The sequence below is a fragment of the Pseudomonas sp. PDM02 genome (assembly GCF_014852285.1).
GTDB lineage: Bacteria > Pseudomonadota > Gammaproteobacteria > Pseudomonadales > Pseudomonadaceae > Aquipseudomonas > Aquipseudomonas migulae.
This window is the reverse complement of record NZ_JACVBL010000023.1, coordinates 30,969-48,779: the sequence shown is the minus strand read 5'-3', so window position 1 is coordinate 48,779 and position 17,811 is coordinate 30,969. Positions and strand designations below refer to the sequence as shown.

At 61.1% G+C, this 17,811-nt stretch carries 17 protein-coding genes and 1 pseudogene; 8 read left to right on the top strand and 10 right to left on the bottom strand.

Annotation, left to right across the window (positions count from 1 at the left end):
• On the top strand, positions 1-233 hold a 233-nt coding region (locus IB245_RS29160), incomplete at its 5' end, for a hypothetical protein (RefSeq protein ID WP_225610019.1).
• A 442-nt stretch (positions 234-675) separates the two neighbouring features.
• On the opposite strand, the gene IB245_RS28285 is transcribed toward IB245_RS29160, so the two are convergent.
• Positions 676-1,899 carry a methyl-accepting chemotaxis protein gene (locus tag IB245_RS28285; protein ID WP_412548050.1) on the bottom strand — a complete coding sequence of 408 codons (1,224 nt, stop codon included), beginning with the start codon at positions 1,897-1,899 and terminating at the stop codon, positions 676-678.
• A 581-nt stretch (positions 1,900-2,480) separates the two neighbouring features.
• Positions 2,481-2,885: a TraR/DksA family transcriptional regulator gene (locus IB245_RS28280; protein ID WP_007907888.1), complete on the bottom strand. Its 405-nt coding sequence runs from the start codon at positions 2,883-2,885 to the stop codon at positions 2,481-2,483.
• Positions 2,886-3,257: 372 nt separating this feature from the next.
• On the opposite strand from IB245_RS28280, the gene IB245_RS28275 reads away from it, so the two are divergent.
• Positions 3,258-3,869, top strand: a complete 612-nt coding sequence (locus IB245_RS28275; protein ID WP_192496282.1) for a glutathione S-transferase — start codon at positions 3,258-3,260, stop codon at positions 3,867-3,869.
• A 78-nt stretch (positions 3,870-3,947) separates the two neighbouring features.
• On the opposite strand, the gene IB245_RS28270 is transcribed toward IB245_RS28275, so the two are convergent.
• A complete protein-coding gene (locus tag IB245_RS28270) occupies positions 3,948-4,283 on the bottom strand; it encodes a hypothetical protein (RefSeq protein ID WP_318652988.1) in 336 nt (111 codons plus the stop codon).
• Between the two features lie 148 nt (positions 4,284-4,431).
• Between IB245_RS28270 and IB245_RS28265 the strand changes: the two genes are divergently transcribed.
• A complete protein-coding gene (locus IB245_RS28265; RefSeq protein WP_008028105.1) occupies positions 4,432-5,115 on the top strand; it encodes a response regulator transcription factor in 684 nt (227 codons plus the stop codon).
• Positions 5,093-6,487 (top strand): sensor histidine kinase, encoded by a 1,395-nt coding sequence (locus IB245_RS28260; protein ID WP_192496281.1) that lies wholly within the window; start codon positions 5,093-5,095, stop codon positions 6,485-6,487. The genes IB245_RS28265 and IB245_RS28260 overlap by 23 nt, the downstream gene beginning before the upstream one ends.
• 425 nt (positions 6,488-6,912) lie before the next feature.
• On the opposite strand, the gene IB245_RS28255 is transcribed toward IB245_RS28260, so the two are convergent.
• Genes IB245_RS28255 through IB245_RS28245 form a run of 3 tightly spaced genes read right to left on the bottom strand, consistent with a single transcriptional unit; the run spans position 6,913 to position 9,167 of the window.
• Positions 6,913-7,323 (bottom strand): SRPBCC family protein, encoded by a 411-nt coding sequence (locus IB245_RS28255; protein WP_192496280.1) that lies wholly within the window; start codon positions 7,321-7,323, stop codon positions 6,913-6,915.
• Positions 7,324-7,350: 27 nt separating this feature from the next.
• Positions 7,351-8,148, bottom strand: a complete 798-nt coding sequence (locus tag IB245_RS28250) for an SDR family NAD(P)-dependent oxidoreductase (protein ID WP_192496279.1) — start codon at positions 8,146-8,148, stop codon at positions 7,351-7,353.
• 2 nt (positions 8,149-8,150) lie between these two features.
• Complete coding sequence (locus tag IB245_RS28245) at positions 8,151-9,167, bottom strand: aldo/keto reductase (protein ID WP_192496278.1); 1,017 nt, start codon at positions 9,165-9,167, stop codon at positions 8,151-8,153.
• A 221-nt stretch (positions 9,168-9,388) separates the two neighbouring features.
• On the opposite strand from IB245_RS28245, the gene IB245_RS28240 reads away from it, so the two are divergent.
• Both IB245_RS28240 and IB245_RS28235 read left to right on the top strand, forming a co-directional pair.
• Positions 9,389-10,276 carry a LysR substrate-binding domain-containing protein gene (locus IB245_RS28240; RefSeq protein ID WP_008043535.1) on the top strand — a complete coding sequence of 296 codons (888 nt, stop codon included), beginning with the start codon at positions 9,389-9,391 and terminating at the stop codon, positions 10,274-10,276.
• Positions 10,277-10,638: 362 nt separating this feature from the next.
• Positions 10,639-11,559 carry a LysR substrate-binding domain-containing protein gene (locus IB245_RS28235; protein WP_008043533.1) on the top strand — a complete coding sequence of 307 codons (921 nt, stop codon included), beginning with the start codon at positions 10,639-10,641 and terminating at the stop codon, positions 11,557-11,559.
• On the opposite strand, the gene IB245_RS28230 is transcribed toward IB245_RS28235, so the two are convergent.
• From IB245_RS28230 to IB245_RS28220, 3 genes are all read right to left on the bottom strand, one after another.
• The gene (locus IB245_RS28230) at positions 11,480-12,073 is read right to left on the bottom strand and encodes a DinB family protein (protein ID WP_192496277.1); all 594 of its coding nucleotides are present in this window, start codon (positions 12,071-12,073) and stop codon (positions 11,480-11,482) included. The genes IB245_RS28235 and IB245_RS28230 overlap by 80 nt on opposite strands.
• 71 nt (positions 12,074-12,144) lie before the next feature.
• The gene (locus tag IB245_RS28225; RefSeq protein WP_192496276.1) at positions 12,145-13,254 is read right to left on the bottom strand and encodes an NAD(P)/FAD-dependent oxidoreductase; all 1,110 of its coding nucleotides are present in this window, start codon (positions 13,252-13,254) and stop codon (positions 12,145-12,147) included.
• 24 nt (positions 13,255-13,278) lie between these two features.
• Positions 13,279-14,067, bottom strand: a complete 789-nt coding sequence (locus IB245_RS28220) for an SDR family oxidoreductase (protein WP_008043517.1) — start codon at positions 14,065-14,067, stop codon at positions 13,279-13,281.
• A 96-nt stretch (positions 14,068-14,163) separates the two neighbouring features.
• On the opposite strand from IB245_RS28220, the pseudogene IB245_RS28215 reads away from it, so the two are divergent.
• Positions 14,164-14,470 (top strand): annotated as a pseudogene (locus IB245_RS28215) (helix-turn-helix domain-containing protein); the annotation flags it as partial.
• Positions 14,471-14,510: 40 nt separating this feature from the next.
• Here IB245_RS28215 and IB245_RS28210 read toward each other — a convergent pair.
• Complete coding sequence (locus IB245_RS28210; protein WP_192496275.1) at positions 14,511-17,261, bottom strand: C2H2-type zinc finger protein; 2,751 nt, start codon at positions 17,259-17,261, stop codon at positions 14,511-14,513.
• 192 nt (positions 17,262-17,453) lie between these two features.
• On the opposite strand from IB245_RS28210, the gene IB245_RS28205 reads away from it, so the two are divergent.
• Complete coding sequence (locus IB245_RS28205; RefSeq protein ID WP_008043507.1) at positions 17,454-17,771, top strand: DUF2388 domain-containing protein; 318 nt, start codon at positions 17,454-17,456, stop codon at positions 17,769-17,771.
• The last annotated feature ends 40 nt before the right edge of the window (positions 17,772-17,811 follow it).

The window sequence follows — 17,811 nt, the reverse complement described above, 5'->3', positions numbered from 1 at the left end:
CCTCCACTCGGCCTCTCGAGGGGGCGCTCAGATCAAAAGCTGAAGGCGAGCTAACGCTCGGCCTGATGAGTGGTGGAAATCAAAAGCAAACGCGATTCCCTGTAGGAGCGAGGCTTGCCCGCGAAAAGCGTCGGGACAACGCGTTCATTCAGACAGCCCGCGTTATCGTTGGCGCCCATCGCCAGCAAGCTGGCTCCTACAATTTTGAATCGTGTGAACCCAATCCATTGTAGGAGCCGGCTTGCTGGCGACAGCGGTGGGTCAGTCGACGCATTTATTATTGGCGGGACGGACGCCATCGCCAGCAAGCCGGCTCCTACAGGGGTTTGGTGTACATGTCCGAAATGAGTGAACGCATCAGAGAAGGACAACGCGGACAGCTGAAGAGCCAGGTCGGCTTTCAGGCCGCCTCGGCGGCTGTGGCGGTAGTCGCCCCCTCGAGAGGCCGAGTGGAGGTTCTGCGCAGTGGGCAACCCGGCCAAGGATGGCCGATGGCGGCGGGCCCACGGAGCAGGACCGGAGCGAGGGCATGGCGAGCATTAGCGAGCCACCGAACGAAAGGGGCAAAAGCGCTTGGTTACTTGGCGCTTTTCCAAGTGACTCGCCGTAAGGGCGAAACCAATAGCCGCCATCACCGCAGAAACGGATACACACACGCCCCTAAAACAATACCTATCAGCGAGCACCCTGCGGCTTATACCCCAACCGCAAACCACCCCAATGCCGCCCCTTGAGCATGATCGGCACCGAAAGATCGTGCATCAACTCCCCCGTGTCCCGCGTATAGGTTTGCAACAAAACAGCCTGTTGATGGCTGCCACAACGAATCCCGGTACGGTCGGCAAATTTGCGTTTGGTGCGGTTTTGCAGCGTATCGACCTGCGCATCACCAGTCAGTGGCTGACTGAAAACCTTGTTATGGGTCGGCACATAACCTTGCTGCGTGCAGGCGATGGCAAACACCAGGCCTTCATGGCGCGGCAGCAACGGTTCCTGAATCGCCGGCAAAACCTTATCGGTGTAGCGGTCGAAACGGGTCTGGTACTTGGCCGGACTGGTGTCAGGAATGGCCTGATAACCGCGGTCGAACAAGTCATCGAGACTGACAAGCCCCTGGTCGATATCCGCCTCAAAGCGTGCCGTAATCTGACGCGCGCCTTCGCGGGCCAGGTCATAAATCCGCTGGTGATAGTCATCCAGTCCGACCTCGGCCAGACGCTCGCTGATGGTTTCGGCCTGACCTTCCATTTGCACCGCGGCTTGCGCCAGACGCTGAGTCTGTTGATCGCTGATCGCCAGATCGCTGCGCATCTGCTCGATGGCGTGAAACAGGCTGTCGAGTTGTTCGCGGTTGGTGTCGGCGCCCTTGGCAATATCGCCGACCTGACTTTCGACGCCTGCCGCCAGGCGGGCAATGTTTTCCAGGTGCTGGCCGGTGTGTTCCACCTGCTGGACACCGATGTCGAGGTCGCTGGACAGCTGCCGGATCTGCTCCACCACTTGCGCGGTGCGTTGCTGGATATCGGCGACCATCTCGCCGACTTCGCCGGTCGCCGTCGCTGTGCGCGCAGCCAGGCCGCGGACCTCGTCGGCGACCACCGCGAACCCGCGACCGTGCTCCCCGGCCCGGGCCGCTTCGATGGCCGCGTTCAATGCCAGCAGATTGGTCTGGCTGGCAATGGACTGGATCACCAGCGTGACCCGCTGGATATCGTCGCTGCGCAGGCTCAGGGCTTCGATCAGCTCACGGCTGTTGCTGGCGCGCTGACTGAGTTGATGCATGCGGGTGATGGATTCGACCAGCTCCGTGCGCCCTGCCGCGCTGCTCTGATGCGCTTCGCTGGCGGCACTGAGGGCCGTTCGACTGAGTGTCGAGGTGGCTTGTTCGGTGGCGATCATCACTTCAGCGTTGCTGACAATCTGTGCCGCGGCACCGAGTTGCGATTGCAGTTTGTCGGCCAGTTGCTTGACCGAAAAGGCCACGCCGGCGGCCGACAAGGCGTTGTGACTGGTGGTGTAGGAAAGATCGCGAGTCAGTTCGGCGATGGCGCTGGAGTTGTCGGCAGATGGTTCTAAGGGAATGGCACGAGAACGTAGCCGAGGTAGCCAGATAATCAGGACGGCCAACGGCAAGCCAACGTAAAGCGGCCAGCCACCCAGCGTCATGCCGCACAGCAAGAGCATCAGGGCGATGCTTTGCAGCGTCGGCGTCAGCCAGCGGGTCTTCGGTGCAAACACTGGTGCAGGCAATGCCCCAACCAGAGATCCGTCTCTCGTCATCTTCGTCACCCCATGCGTCTTCTAATTGTTGTGACTGCATTAAACGCCACTAGAGGGCGATTATCCATGGTCCATTAGTAGTGGTCGTTGCAGCAGATCAATAGAAGTGCGCGAGGTTTTTCGCAGACGAAAAAAAGCATCGCGGGCAAGCCTTGCTCCTTCAGGAGTGAGGCTTGCCCGCGATGCGGGGCGCTACGAAATCAGGCCTGACGCTGGTGCTTGTCGATCTGTTCGTGACGCTCTTGCGCTTCGATGCAGTACTTGGTGGTCGGACTGATCAGCAGACGCTTCAGGCCAATGGCCTCGCCGCTGTCGTCGCACCAGCCGAAGCTGTCTTCCTTGATGCGCTCCAGCGCCTGTTCCAACTGAGGCAGCATGCGCTGGTCGCGATCGATCGCGTTCACCAGCCAGGTGCGCTCTTCTTCGACAGAAGCTGCGTCAGCCGGATCGGCCGGGGTGTCCAGGCTCTCGATGGCGATGCGATTCTGTTCGATGCGCTCATGGGTTTCGACTTTCATGTTCTGCAACAGCTCAGAGAAAAAAGCATGTTGCTCGGCATTCATGTAGTCATCCGCCGGCATGGCCAGCAACTTGTCCTTTGTCATTGATATCTCTATAAAAAAACGTGCATTAAGGCGAATTAGGGAGCGTTCCGGCGGACCTGGTCTGGCCATCGGAAAGGCGCCGTTTATTCCAAGCGCCACCCGGCACTCAATTTACGAGGGGCGGCAGTCTAAGGCCGACTTGAGGCCTCAGCAACTGAAAAGACAGCGAATTTGTCCGACAAAGCCCCGAAAGTGCTCTATGTCAGCCTTTACGGTGGTTATCGGAGTGCGTTTATAGCAAGAAATTCAACCGAGCGGCTGTATATAGAAGACAAATGGCCTCAACGGTGGTGTTTACCGAGCACATTTGCAGGGCAATGAACCTCAGCTAAGGTTGTCCTCCCGAAATGGCAAATCTTGAGGAGAGGTTCAATGAAGCTGATCGGCATGCTGGATTCGCCCTACGTGCGACGCGTTGCCATTTCCGCCAAACGCCTGGGCATCGACCTCGAACATCAGTCGGTTTCGGTGTTTCGGCACTTCGAGCAGTTCCAGCAGATCAACCCGGTGGTCAAGGCGCCGACGCTGGTGCTGGATGACGGCGAGGTGTTGATCGACTCGACGTTGATCATCGATTACCTGGAGGCACTGGCCGGACCGGGTAACAGCCTGATGCCAGAGGACCTGAACCAACGCCTGCGCTCGTTACGCTTGATCGGCCTGGCGTTGGCAGCCTGCGAGAAGTCGGTGCAACTTTATTACGAGCGCAACCTGCGGCCCGCGGAAATTCAGTTCGAGCCGTGGGTGGAACGGGTCGAGGGGCAATTGGCGGCCGCGTATTCGGCACTGGAACGGGAGCTGGAACTGCGACCGTTGAAGACTGACGGTTCGATTGATCAGGACGGGATTACATTGGCGGTGGCCTGGAGCTTTACCCGTCTGGTGGTGCCGGATCAGGTGGATGCCTGGCAGTTTCCGCTGATCAGTGCGTTTACCGACTATGCCGAGGGGCTTGAGGCATTTATGAGTACACCGATTGAATAGTGTTGCACCTGACAGCAGGAGAACGCGGTTTACTGTAGGAGCGAGCCTGCTCGCGATTTTTTATGCATTGCAGATGAGCTACTTGCGCTTGTAGCTCTTGTTGCCGCTGGGTGTCAGGCAATACACCCCGCCTCGTGGGCCGGTGCAAAACGAACCTGAGCCGCAGGTGCAACCATCGGAGCTCTTCAATAAGGTTTGCGGGCGAGCCTGGCTTGAACCGCCATAAAGTGCCGAGCAGCTTTTCTTCGAGGCGCTGATAGAGCCGTCATTACACAGAAACAGGTCGCCATCACAACGATCGATACCGCCCTTCTTCCCCGAACACGGAGTGTTTCCCGCCAAGGCACTCCCGCTGATGACACACAGCAACAACACAACAATCGACATCCCGCCACGGCGAATCAAAGTGCGCACAGTCGAACTCCCTTTCAAGGTTGTGGCCAGATGATATCAATGTTCCGGGCCGCTCCATGAGCCACATGAAAGTTAATTTAAAAAGTCGCCGGCATTTCTTGGCAGAATGCCCACACACTTGCCTTGAACTGACTATCAGGTCCGCCCTATGACCCGCATCTTGACCATCGAAGACGACGCCGTGACCGCCCGGGAGATCGTCGCCGAACTGAGCAGCCACGGCCTCGACGTGGATTGGGTCGACAATGGCCGTGAAGGTCTGGAGCGCGCGGTCAACGGCAACTATGACTTGATCACCCTCGACCGCATGTTGCCCGAGCTCGATGGCCTGGCGATTGTCACGACGCTGCGGACCATGGGCGTGGCGACGCCGATCCTGATGATCAGCGCCCTCTCCGATGTCGATGAACGCGTGCGCGGTTTGCGTGCCGGCGGTGACGATTACCTGACCAAACCGTTTGCCACCGATGAAATGGCCGCCCGTGTCGAAGTGCTGCTGCGCCGGCAGAACACCGTGACCGCCCAGGCCACCACGCTGCGGGTCGCGGACCTGGAACTGAACCTGATCAGCCACGAAGCCAGCCGCGACGGCCAGTTGCTGACGCTGTTGCCCACCGAGTACAAGTTGCTGGAATTCCTGATGCGCAACACCGGGCAGATTCTGTCGCGGATGATGATTTTCGAAGAGGTCTGGGGTTATCACTTCGACCCCGGCACCAACCTGATCGACGTGCACATCGGCCGCCTGCGCAAGAAGATCGACCCGCCCGGCAATGTCCCACTGATTCGGACCGTGCGAGGCTCGGGTTATGTCATTGCCGAACCCCTCTAAAGGCTGGCGCTCTTCCAGCAGCCGGTTGCTGGCGCTCTACAGTTCGCTGTTCGTGCTCTGGAGCGGGATTCTCATGGGGGTCATGTATTACGAGGTGTCCGCCTACCTGGACAACCTGGCCAAGCACTCGCTGATGCAACGTCAGCATTTGTTTTCACGCTTTTCCGGCGAGCAACTGCTGGACGCCCTCGCCGTCAGCATGACCTTCGATATTCGCGGCATCGATGCCTACGGCCTGTTCGATGCCGAGCATCGCTACCTCAACGGTGCCCTGCGCCACATTCCTAAAGGTTTGCCGCTGGACGGCAAGATCCACATGCTCAGCGACTGCGCCGACTCCGATGACCCGACGCTGCCCGCCGACAGTTGCGACGCCGTGGCGACCCAGACACGGGACGGTCGCTGGCTGATTCTGGTGCGCGACAACGGTTCGCTGTTCGCCGTGACCCGCATCATTCTGCACGCGCTTTTCTGGGGTGTGACCCTGACTATTTTGCCGGGCATCGTCGGATGGCACCTGTTGCGCCGTCGACCGTTGCGACGCATTCGTGGGATTCAGGCCAGCGCCGAAGCGATTGTTGCCGGTGACCTGACCCGACGTTTGCCGCTGTCCAATCGCCGCGACGAACTGGACATGCTCGCCGCCATCGTCAACGCCATGCTCGAACGCATCGAGCGTTTGATGAACGAGGTCAAGGGCGTGTGCGACAACATCGCCCACGACTTGCGCACGCCGCTGACCCGCTTGCGGGCGCAGTTGTACCGCATGCAGCAACAGGCTGGCGAAGGGTCGGCAGAAGCGACACAACTCGATTCGGTGCTCGCCGAAGCGGATACGCTGATGGCGCGTTTTCGCGGGTTGCTGCGAATTTCCGAGCTGGAGGATCGCCAGCGGCGTTCCGGTTTTGTGCAGCTGGATCCGGTGCCCTTGTTGCAGGAGCTGCACGACTTTTATCTGCCGTTGGCGGAAGAAGGCGAACTGACGTTCAAGCTGCAATTGCCTGGCACCCTGCCGCCGCTGAACGGCGACCGGGCGTTGTTGTTTGAGGCGGTGGCCAACCTGTTGAGTAACTCGATCAAATTCACGCCGCCGGGGGGCGAGGTGATTTTGCGTGGGATCAACGAAGGTCGGCATACGCGGATCGAAGTGCTCGACTCCGGCCCCGGCATTGCGCTGGCCGAGCGCGAGGCGGTGTTTCAGCGCTTCTATCGCGCCGAGGGCGGCAATCAGCAAAGCGGCTTCGGGCTGGGCTTGTCGATCGTCGCGGCGATTGTCAGCCTGCATGGGTTTACGCTTGAAGTGGCTGACAGCGAATCGGGCGGCGCACGGTTGGTGCTCGATTGCCGACAGAGCCTGATTGCCCAGACTTGACACAGCCCCCCCTGTAGGAGCCGGCTTGCCGGCGATGGCGATCTTGCGGACGCCATCGCCGGCAAGCCTGGCTCCTACAGAATTGGGGGGATGTTCGAGATGTTGGGTTAACACAAAACCTGTAGGAGCCGGCTTGCTGGCGATGGCGATTTTGCGGGCGCTATCGCCAGCAAGCCTGGCTCCTACAGAATTGGGGGGATGTTCGGGATATTGGGTTAACACAAAACCTGTAGGAGCCGGCTCGCTGGCGATGGCGATTTTGCGGGCGCTATCGCCAGCAAGCTGGCTCCTACAGGATCGGGGGATGTTCGGGATGTTGGGTTAACACAAAACCTGTAGGAGCCGGCTTGCCGGCGATGGCGATTTTGCAGACGCCATCGTCGGAACGCCGCCCGCAGCAAGCCGGCTCCTACAGGGGATCGGGTTTACACGGGGTAGTTGGCCCGCAGGGCTTGGAGGCCACCCTGGTAAATTCCGGCAAACAACGCCGCCACTTCATCTTCGGTCACACCGACCGGTGCAAACCGCCCCGACCAGGTCACCCGGGCGCCCTCGCCCTGCGCTTCAACGCGGATCGTCGCCAGGTAATCCGTCGCCGGAAACGGTGCCTGCAAAATCGAGTAGCTATACGTCTTCCCGGCGTTATCAAACGACTCAAGCCGTTCCACCACTACCGCGCCATCGGCGGTTTGCAGACTGCGCACCCGCCCGCCTTCGCTCAGTTCGCTTTTGGGAATAAACGGCAGCCAGTCCGGCAACGAGTTGAAGCCGCCGATCAATTGCCAAACCTTGTCGGCCGAAGCCGGGATGTCGATAAACGCTGATGCAGTTGCCATGCAGTCCTCTCTCCTCAATAAAAAAATTCAGATCGCCAGGCTGTCGACGACACCGCCGTCGACTCGAAGGGCGGCACCGGTCGTGGCCGATGACAGCGGTGAAGCGATGTAAGCCACCAGGTTGGCGACTTCCTCGACGTCTGCCACGCGCTGGATGATCGACGTCGGCCGGGCCTTGCGCACGAACGCATCGGCTTCTTCGCGCACACTGCGCCCCGATTCAGCCGTGGCTTCCTTGAGCATCTGCTCCAGGCCATCGGTCAACGTCGGGCCTGGCAGGATCGCATTCACCGTCACGCCCGTGCCCGCCAGCCGTTTGGCCAGGCCATGAGACACCGCGAGGTTGGCGCTTTTGGTCACGCCGTAGTTGAGCATGTCCGCCGGGATTGCAATCCCGGATTCCGAGGACAGGAAAATCACCCGGCCCCAGCCCTGCTTGACCATGTCCGGCACGTAATGCCGCGACAGGCGCACACCGGAGATCACGTTGACCTCATAGAACCGCGTCCACTCGCTGTCCGGCGTGTCGAAGAAATCCACCTCGTTAAAGATCCCGAGGTTGTTCACCAGAATGTCTGCTCGCGGCTCGGCGGCGAACAACTGCTCGGCACCTTCGGCGGTGCCGAGGTCGGCGGTCAGGCCACGCAGTTGCGCGCCCGGCACACTCTGGCGGATGCTCGCCAGCGCCTGCTCGACCTTGGCCGTCTCGCGGCCGATCACCACCACCGTCGCACCGGACTCGGCCAGTGCCTTGCTGATGCCCAGGCCAATGCCGGCGGTGCTGCCGCTGACGATGGCGAGTTTTCCAGTCAGATCGATCTTCATGCTCAAACTCCTGCGAGGGGTAATGGAGCGCGTTCGGACACCAGTTTCGCGTCGCGCATGGCTTGCCAGAATGCAGCGGGAATGGCGGCTGACAACGCAGCCACATCTTCAGCAATCCGGTCCGGACGGCTGGAACCTGGAATCACGGCGGCAACGGCCGGGTTAGCGAGGGAGAACTGCAATGCAGCGGCCTTGATGTCGACGCCATGAGCCGCCGCGATACGTTTGATCTGCTCGACTTTATGGATGATCGCCGGGCTGGCCTTCTGGTATTCGAAGTGCGCGCCGCCGGCCAGAATCCCCGAGCTGTAGGGACCACCGACCACGATCTCGACGTTCTGCGCCAGCGCGGCATCCATCAGGCGTTGCAGGGCACGGTCGTGATCAAGCAGCGTGTAGCGGCCCGCCAACAGAAAACCGTCCGGCTGGGCTTCGGTCAAGTCGAGGGTCAGCTCACACGGTTCGACCTTGTTCACGCCCAGGCCCCACCCCTTGATCACGCCTTCTTCGCGCAAACGGGTCAACACTTTGAACGCGCCGGTGCGGGCCTGGTTGAAGTATTCCAGCCATTGATCACCGTAGAAGTCCTGCGCGATGTCGTGGACCCAGACGATGTCCAGACGATCGGTTTGCAGGCGCTTGAGGCTGTCTTCGATGGAACGCATCGTCGCGTCGGCGCTGTAATCGTTGACGATCTTGTTCGGGCGGCCGTGTTCGAACACGCCGCTCTTCTCACCCAGATCACGGGCGGCTGCGTCTTCGACTTCATCCAGAATCACCCGCCCGACCTTGCTGCTCAGCACATAATCGTCGCGGTTGTATTGGGACAGCGCGGCGCCCAAGCGAATTTCCGACAGGCCCGAACCGTAAAACGGTGCGGTGTCGAAGTAACGCACGCCGGCATCCCAGGCCGCGTGCACGGTGGCCAGCGCTTCTTCTTCAGGGATGGCGCGGAACATATTGCCCAATGGGGCGGTACCGAAACCCAGCGCGCCGGACAGTTTGTCTTTCAAACTCATGAAAAAATCCTCTCGAATGTCTCGTAAACCTGTAGGAGCCGGCTTGCTGCGGGCGGCGTTCCGACGATGGCGTCCTGTCAGGCACACCTCGTCGCTTCAATCGCCAGCAAGCCGGCTCCTACAAAGAGCGGTGTTTGCTTTACCGTTGAGCCAATCCTAGATTGCGAGGATCGGACCGTCCAAGACATAATGCGCAGCACTTGAGTCCCTATAGGTCTGACATGATCGACATCCGCCAATTGCGCTACTTCGTCGCCGTCGCCGAAGAAGAACACGTCGGTCGCGCCGCCGAACGCCTGCATATTTCCCAATCGCCCCTGAGCCGGCAGATCGCCCAGCTTGAGGAACGCCTGGGCCTGACCCTGTTCGAGCGCAGCCAGCAACGCATCCGCCTGACCCGCGACGGCCAGACCTTTCTCGCCGAAACCCGCGCCCTGCTGACCCACGCCAATCGCCTGGAATCCCTCGGCAAACGCCTGGGTCGCGGTGAAGAAGGCGGCCTGTGCATCGGCTACATCGAAAACGCCATGCACGCCGGCGTCTTGCCCAATGCCCTGCGCGTGCTGCGGGTCGACCGGCCGAACGTGCACGTCGCGCTGTACAACCTCAGCTCCGCCGAACAACTCGAAGGCCTGCGTCAGCGTAGTCTCGATATCGCACTGGTCAGCGAACCACCCGTCGCCGACGATCCGGACCTGCTGGGTTTTCAGGTGCTGGACGACCCGATGCTGCTGGCGCTGCCCGAGCATCATCCGCTGGCCTTGCAAGCGGAACTGACCCCCGCAGATCTAGCCGATCAGGAGTGGATCGGCGTGCAACACCGTCAGAACTGCGCGAGCCGCGACGACTTCGTCAGCGCCTGCATCCGCGCCGGTTTCACCCCGGACATCCGCATGGAGGCGACTGAGCCGTTCACTGCGCTGGGGCTGGTGGCGTCGGGGCTGGGGATCGCGATGATTCAGAAAGGCTTGAGCCGCAATGCGCCGCCGGGTGTGGTGCTGAGAGAGGTGCCGTGGATTTCATTTACCACGCCGCTGTGGGCGGCGTGGCATCGGGTGAATTTGCGGCCGTTGGTGGAGACGTTCAGGAAGGTGCTGACTGAGCCATAAGCAAGGGGGGATGATCAGAATACCCGTCCGCCAAACGCGACCCATGTAGGAGCCAGGCTTGCCGGCGAAGGCGATCTCATGAACGCCTTCGCCGGCAAGCCTGGCTCCTACAGAATCGCGGGATGTTCAGGTATGGGGGCTCACTCAAACCTGTAGGAGCCGGCTTTCCGGCGATGGCGATTTCACGAACGCCTTCGCCGGCAAGCCTGGCTCCTACAGAATTGCGGGATGTTCAGGTATGTGGGGTTCACACCAAACCTGTAGGAGCCGGCTTGCCGGCGATGGCGATTTCACGGACGCCATCGCTGGCAAAGGTTTGGTGCTTTACTGGAAAGACCCCGCCCCCTGCGAGTAGCCCCGCCATGAACCGCAACGACCTGCGCCGCGTGGACATGAACCTGCTGGTGATTTTCGAAACCCTGATGTTCGAAAAGAACCTGACCCGGGCCGGGGAAAAGCTGTTCCTCGGCCAGCCTGCCGTCAGCGCTTCGCTGGCCAAGTTGCGTGATCTGTTCGATGACCCGCTGCTGGTGCGCAACGGTCGTGTGCTGGAGCCGACCCAGCGCGCTCTGCAGATTCTCAAGGAGTTGCAGCCGGCGATGGACACCATTTCCGGGGCGGTCAGCCGGGCCAAGGATTTCGACCCGGCCACCAGCCGCGACGTGTTCCGCATCGGCCTGTCCGACGACGCCGAGTTCGGCCTGTTTCCGCCGCTGCTCAAGCAGATCCGCGAAGAGGCGCAGAACGTCGTGGTAGTGGTGCGGCGGGTGAATTTCCTGCTGATGTCGTCGATGCTCGCCAGCGGCGAAATTTCCGTCGGGATCAGCTACACCACCGAATTGCCGGCCAACGCCAAGCGCAAGAAACTGCGCGACCTGAGCGTGAAGATCCTGCGCGGTGACAGTCGACCCGGTGTCCTGACGCTGGATGATTACTGCGAGCGGCCGCACGCGCTGGTGTCGTTTTCCGGGGACCTGACCGGGGCCATCGACAATGACCTGGCGCGCATCGGCCGTTCACGCCGCGTGGTGTTGGCGGTGCCGCAGTTTGCCGGGCTGCGCGCCTTGCTGGCCGGCACCGACATGCTCGCCACGGTACCGGATTACGCCGCGTGTGCGCTGATCGAAGGCAGCAGCCAGTTACGCGCCGACGACCCGCCGTTTGACATCAACCTGTCCGAACTGTCGATGGTCTGGAACGGGGTCAACGATAACGATCCGGCAGAACGTTGGTTGCGCGCGCGAATTGCCCAACACATGTCGGCGCCACTGCCGGGGGGGTGAGCGAATTGAAATCCGGATCGGTCTCGCGCAGGAAGATCGGCAGGTCCGTCATCGGCGGCATGGCCGGAATGTCGAAGTACATCTGGATCACCCAGCCACGGTGATAACTGGCGTGGTTGACCACGTGCAGCAGCATCGCGCCGGCGCTCATGGTCCCGCTTTCGCCCGAGACGAACGTGAACTCCAGGGGTTTATCCAGCGAGGCGTCGGTCTGGCGTTCGCTCCAGTCGCAGTACCAGTGATCGATGTCTTTTTGTGCCATGCGCAGATCGGCGAGATCGGGATGCAGCAGATCGTGCGAAGTCTTGAAGCCGTGCCCCCGGCCTTCGAGGTGGGCCTGCCAGATGCAGTCCACGACGTAGATGTGGTTCAGCGTGCCAATCATGTTCTTGAACACCGAGACCCGTTCTTTGTTGACCTCGCCCGGTGGCAAATCGGCCAGGCTGTCAAAGAGACGTTGATCGGCCCAGCGTTTGTAATCGGCCAGCATGCGGGCTGTGCGTACGTTAATCATCAGAGGTCTCCCATTGTGATGGGCGCACTGCAAAGCATAGTCCTCGTGAGGCGTGGCAGCTCAAACGCTGATCATCGGTCGCCCAGTGCCTGCGCTACCCGCTCGGCCAGCGCCAGGCAACTGGTCAGCCCCGGCGATTCGATGCCGAACAGATTGACCAGCCCGGGCACGCCATGCGTGGCGGGGTCGCTGATGATGAAGTCGGCGGCGGGTTCTGTCGGGCCGGTGATTTTCGGGCGGACACCGCTGTAGGCCGGTTGCAGGCTGTCATCGGGCAAGGCGGGCCAGTAACGCCGAATGGCCTCGTAGAAACCATCGGCACGGCGCGGATCGACGCGGTAATCGATGTGATCAACCCACTCGACATCCGGTCCGAAACGCGCCTGACCACCCAGATCGAGGGTCATGTGCACCCCCAGCCCCGCGCTCTCCGGTGCCGGATAAACCAGGTGCCGGAACGGCGCGCGGCCGCTGAAACTGAAATAGCTGCCCTTGCACAAACGAGCCGTTGGCACGTGCTGCGACGACAGGCCCTGAATGCGGCTCGCCACCTGCGGGGCGGACAACCCGGCGCAATTGATCAACTCGCGGCAGCTCAGGGTCATCGGCTGGACGCCGCCCATCTGCAATTCGAAACCGCGTTCACTGCATCGGGCCGACATCAGTGGCGTATGAAACGCCATCGACGCTCCGGCGGCCTCGGCATCCGCCTGAAGCGCCAACATCAGGGCATGGGAATCGACAATCCCGGTGGAAGGCGACCAGAGCGCGGCGACGCAGGACAGCGCCGGTTCAAGGTCACGGGCCTGGTTGGCGTCCAGCCATTGCAAGTCTTCGACACCGTTGCGGGCGCCCTGCTCCAACAACTTCTGCAACGCCCCGCGCTGGACATCATCAGTGGCGACGATGAGCTTGCCCAGTCGCTGATATCCGACGCCACGCTCATCACAAAAGGCGTAAAGGCGCTGTTTGCCCTCCACGCATAATTTCGCCTTGAGGCTGCCGCTCGGGTAATAGATGCCGGCGTGGATCACTTCCGAGTTGCGCGAACTGATGCCCACGCCAATGCCCTCGCCGGCTTCGACCAGAATCACTTCGCGCCCGCTGCGGGCCAAAGCTCTGGCCACCGCCAGCCCGACCACGCCGGCCCCGACCACCACGCATTCGATATCGACACTCACCTGCCCTGCGCTCCTTTTAAACGATCAAAACGTGCCGGGATAACTGCCGCCGTCCAGCAACAGATTTTGCCCTGTCAGGAAACCAGCGTGGGCGCTGCAGATGAATGCGCAATAGGCGCCGAACTCATCGGGCTGGCCAAAACGCTGGGCCGGCACATTTTTGCGCCGCTGTGCGCTGATGCTCTCAACGCTGGCACCATTGGCCTCGGCGGCGGCGCTCAGGGTTTTGTGCAGACGCTCGGTCTCGAACGGGCCGGGCAACAGATTGTTGATCGTGACGTTGTGCCCGGCCAGCCGCGACTGCCGCGCGAGCCCGGCGATAAAACCGGTCAGGCCGCTGCGGGCGCCGTTGGACAGGCCCAGCACATCGATCGGCGCCTTCACCGCACCGGAGGTGATGTTGACGACGCGTCCAAAACCACGCTCGGCCATGCCATCGACACAGGCCTTGATCAACTCGATGGGCGTGAGCATGTTGGCATCCAGCGCCTTCAACCAGTCTTCGCGTTGCCAGTCGCGGAAGTCTCCCGGCGGCGGGCCACCGGCGTTATTGATCAGGATGTCCACCTGCGGGCAGGCCGCCAATACTTGTTCGCGGACCGCCGGTTCGCTGATGTCGCCGGCCACCGTGCGCACTTCGATGCTCGGCGCCAGGCCACGTAATTCTGTGGCGGCAGCTTGCAACGTTTCGTCGCCACGGGCGTTGATCACCAGGTTCACGCCCTCCTTCGCCAAGGCTCGCGCACAGGCCAGCCCCAAGCCTTTGCTGGCGGCGCAGACAATCGCCCAGCGACCCGATATGCCCAATTCCATGACGATGCTCCCGACGGTTCGAAAACCTAACGTTACCACCGTGCGCCGTCGGGATACTCCAGGGAATCGGGCTTGTTCGGCAATTCAATTGTTCCGGATTATCACGAGTGGATCGCCCAGAACCTCAACCACGACAACCTCACGGTTGAAGTAGTGGCCCAACAGGTGCAAATGAACCCGCGAAACTTTGCCAGGGTCTACACACCCAAGACCGGTCGCACCCCGGCCAAAGCGGTTGAAGTGCTGAGGCTGGAAGCGGCCCGGCGGTTGCTGGAAGAGTCAGAGCGCAATATTGAGCAGATTGCCCGGGGGGCGGGTTGGGGATGAGGAGCGGATGCGGTTTACGTTTCAGTGCAATTTGGGGGTTTCACCTAGGGAGTATCGGAGGCGGCTTTCGCGGTGATGAGGGAAGTCTGGGGCAAATCCCTTTCGTACCGGCACGGCTATCCCCCGGGGTGAAAGCGTCGCTGATGTCGACGCATATTGCCGAGATCCGCAAAACGAATGTTGCAAATCGAGCAGTCATAAGGCTTTTCTCCGGTGTGGGTTCGCTCGTGGATCGTCAAAGGACCCCTTTGCGCAAAACTTTTGCCGCAAAAGTCGCAGGCGTACGGCTTTTCTCCGGTGTGGATTCGTTCGTGGAGCGTCAAAACACTGCTTTGCACAAAACCGATGCCGCAAAAGTCGCAGACGTACGGCTTTTCTCCGGCGTGGGTTCGTTCGTGCGGCGTCAAATGAGATCTTTGCGTAAACCTTTGTCCGCAAGTCTTGCATTGGTACGGCTTTTCTTCGGTGTGGGTTAGCACATGTACCTTTAAAACGTATTTGCGCGCAAAACCTTTGCCGCAGTGCCCACAAAAAAATTTTTGAAGAGTGCGCACTTGCTCCATGCCGGTCCCATAAGCCGCAGCAGAGGTCGAGGGCTGGGGTTCGGCCTGACTCGGGACATGCGCTGGTTGACTGGGGCCGGGAATGGCTGATGCAGAAGTGTAATCCAGGGGCTGAGCAGGCAATGACAAAAACGGGGTTACGGGCCTCGGACCAGGTAGGCCTTCCATCAGCTGAAACAGCGGCGGCAAGAACACATCCGCATCTGGCTCCGACAGGCTCTCCATCAGCTGCAATAGTGTTTGTTCGCTTTGTGGCGCGAACAAATCCGGATCCGGTCCCGGGAGGAACTCCATCAGGTGAAGGAGATCCGGTTCGCCTGCAGAAAGTCGGTTGCCGCGCCGCGTGTGCTGATCGAACGGTTGCCCCTCGTCCCCGACCCGCCCATCCCGATCGAAATACCGCAGCGGCGAATCCCCGACAAACCCATACCGATTCAACCCGTCCACCTCCCCCGCAGGGTCCGGGTTGAGCCAGCCGTGTTGCCACGGCGCGTAATACCGATAACCGTAGTAATACAACCCAGTGGCGTCACGCCCCTTGCCCGAGTAACCCTTGGTTTTATACGACGCCTTGGCGGCGTGATGCGCCACCCACCACGCCCGGCCACCAAACGGCAGATAGCCTTCTTCACTGATCACCGCGCCCTGCTCGTCCAGCTCCAGTTGGCTGGAGCGCAGGTGATCGGTGACGCTGTAACTCAAATGATCGTTGTCCACCCCGGTCGGCGGTGAGCCGACCCAATGCCGCAGCCGCACCGTGTTGCGCCCGGCTTCGATCTCCAGCACATGCCGCTCGGCGCCATCGGCGGTGCGGTGGATTTCCAGACCCGGCAGGTAGCGGACGTCGGCGATCAAGGTGCGGCGTGAGGTCAGTGCGCAGCGTACTTTGCGCAGGCGTTTGCCACCGCCGCCGTAGCGATAGAGTTCACGGTCATCCGGGACGTCTTTGCGCACCACCGGGGACACCATCGCCAGTTGATTGCGCGCATCCCAGCGTAGCGTTTGCCCGCGCAGCAGGTGCAGCTGATTGCCGTTGCCGTCGAACTCACGGGTGAAATCCGGCGGTGGATCACCGTCGTGCTGGATCACGCGACGGTTGCTGCTCACATCCACGGCCCAACGCCGGGTGAACGGTTGCGCGCCAAGGTGCCGCAATTCCAGGGGGTTACCGCCAGCGTCGTAATCGTATTCTTCGCGGTAGTTCACCAGCGCGTTCGGGTCGTTGGCGGCGCGGTAGACCTCGCGGCCAGTGGCGCAAATCAACCGGTACAGACTGTCGTAGGCGTAGGTGCTGACAGGGTCGACGCGTTGGTTTTTGAAGTAGGTGGTGGTTTTGGCCTGGTCATCGATCCGCACCGGATTGCCGACCGGATCGTAGGTGTAATGCAGCTTTTGCAGCGGCGGTTGATTGGGCAGGCCGGAACTCAAGTCCACCAGCCGCGCGTCTTCCGGGCGGAATTCGGCACGGGTGACCACGCCGTTGCCCGCCGTTTCCTGCTCGACCAGCCGGCCAGCGTTGTAGCGGATCTCGCTGACCAGCGTCACCTCGGCCTCGCCCTGACGCTGCAAGGAAACCGCGCGCAATTGCCCGGCGCAGGTGCGGCTGAACCGTCGGCGGTTGAGCATGGCATCGGTTTGCGTCGCGACCTCGCCCAAGGCGTCGTAGGTCCAACGACTGTCGAAGCCGGATGTGGGTTCGAGTAAGGCATTGCGCGCTTCAATTTCCAGCGGCCAGTGCACGGGATCGAGCGACGCCAGAAAGTGGCTGCTTTCCAGCAACGGCAGGCCGCGCAGGTTGTAGTCGGGCATGTACCGGGTGGTGCTCGGGTCGTCGTGGCGGATCAGTTGTCCGCATTGATTTTTGGGACTGCCGCTGGGACCGCCGTATTGAAAACGTTCGACCACCCGTGGTACGTCGTCCTCAAGTTGCTCGGTCACCGCGATAGGGCGCAATTGTTGGTCATAGGCCCGTTGCCCGGTGCTGCGACTGTCCCAGCGTTGCAGCATTTGCCCCGCCGGGCCGTGCAGCAACAGGGTCCAACCTGAATCGACGCTGACGCTCAGTAACTCGGTGCCGGACAACCCACGGAGGGAACTTCGATTCGGTCCACGCCCCGCAGCCCCCAATCGCGGATCCACACGCGCCACTTCCCGCCCCAACGGATCAAACACCTGCCGGGTGATCTGCGGCTGCGCCGGTTGCCCTACCGCAGAACGGCAATAAGCCACCGCGCGCACCGCCAGACGTCGCGGGTCAATGACCGCGAGATCGGGAGTGTGGGTGTCCACGTCAAGGCTGTTCATTCAGGTTGAATACCATGCGACGCAAACGGCGACTACTGACAGAAACAACAGGTCAATCCATGCCGATGCCAACAGCGGAGCGGATCCAAACCCGCGCATTGAAGTGTTTGTGTGTGCGGCAAGGAACTCCTGACGGCCGCCGCGCATCCTAAATTATGTGGTACTTCCATTACGCTTTCAGAGGACACCGTCATGCGCCGTCTGATCATCATTTCTTCCCTTGTGTTGTGCGTACCCTTCGGCTCGGCTTTCGCGGATGTGGATGCGGGCGATGTGGCCACCTCGGCCGGGGTTTCCGCTTCGCTGTACTCGACGTTCAAGGACGACAAACTCATGATTCCCGCCCGGGATGATGCCTCCAGCTTCGTGGCCAGTGGCGGTGCGATTCGTGGGGTGTATCTGGAGTCGGTCATGCAGCAGATCCGCCAGGACAATCCCGGACTGAACGCCAGCGATGAAGACCTGGCCAGAGCGATTCTGATCCAGGACGGTGCCGCTGCCGGGCAATGAAGGCTGAAACATTCGCGGTGGGGCTTGTGACACCTGACCA

Bases quoted from the DNA above. Each gene is read 5' to 3' on its own strand.
- IB245_RS28285 (WP_412548050.1), bottom strand. From the start codon at position 1,899: ATGATCGCCACCGAACAAGCCACCTCGACACTCAGTCGAACGGCCCTC.
- IB245_RS28280 (WP_007907888.1), bottom strand. From the start codon at position 2,885: ATGACAAAGGACAAGTTGCTGGCCATGCCGGCGGATGACTACATGAAT.
- IB245_RS28275 (WP_192496282.1), top strand. From the start codon at position 3,258: ATGAAGCTGATCGGCATGCTGGATTCGCCCTACGTGCGACGCGTTGCC.
- IB245_RS28265 (WP_008028105.1), top strand. From the start codon at position 4,432: ATGACCCGCATCTTGACCATCGAAGACGACGCCGTGACCGCCCGGGAG.
- IB245_RS28260 (WP_192496281.1), top strand. From the start codon at position 5,093: ATGTCATTGCCGAACCCCTCTAAAGGCTGGCGCTCTTCCAGCAGCCGG.
- IB245_RS28255 (WP_192496280.1), bottom strand. From the start codon at position 7,323: ATGGCAACTGCATCAGCGTTTATCGACATCCCGGCTTCGGCCGACAAG.
- IB245_RS28250 (WP_192496279.1), bottom strand. From the start codon at position 8,148: ATGAAGATCGATCTGACTGGAAAACTCGCCATCGTCAGCGGCAGCACC.
- IB245_RS28245 (WP_192496278.1), bottom strand. From the start codon at position 9,167: ATGAGTTTGAAAGACAAACTGTCCGGCGCGCTGGGTTTCGGTACCGCC.
- IB245_RS28240 (WP_008043535.1), top strand. From the start codon at position 9,389: ATGATCGACATCCGCCAATTGCGCTACTTCGTCGCCGTCGCCGAAGAA.
- IB245_RS28235 (WP_008043533.1), top strand. From the start codon at position 10,639: ATGAACCGCAACGACCTGCGCCGCGTGGACATGAACCTGCTGGTGATT.
- IB245_RS28230 (WP_192496277.1), bottom strand. From the start codon at position 12,073: ATGATTAACGTACGCACAGCCCGCATGCTGGCCGATTACAAACGCTGG.
- IB245_RS28220 (WP_008043517.1), bottom strand. From the start codon at position 14,067: ATGGAATTGGGCATATCGGGTCGCTGGGCGATTGTCTGCGCCGCCAGC.
- IB245_RS28210 (WP_192496275.1), bottom strand. From the start codon at position 17,261: ATGAACAGCCTTGACGTGGACACCCACACTCCCGATCTCGCGGTCATT.
- IB245_RS28205 (WP_008043507.1), top strand. From the start codon at position 17,454: ATGCGCCGTCTGATCATCATTTCTTCCCTTGTGTTGTGCGTACCCTTC.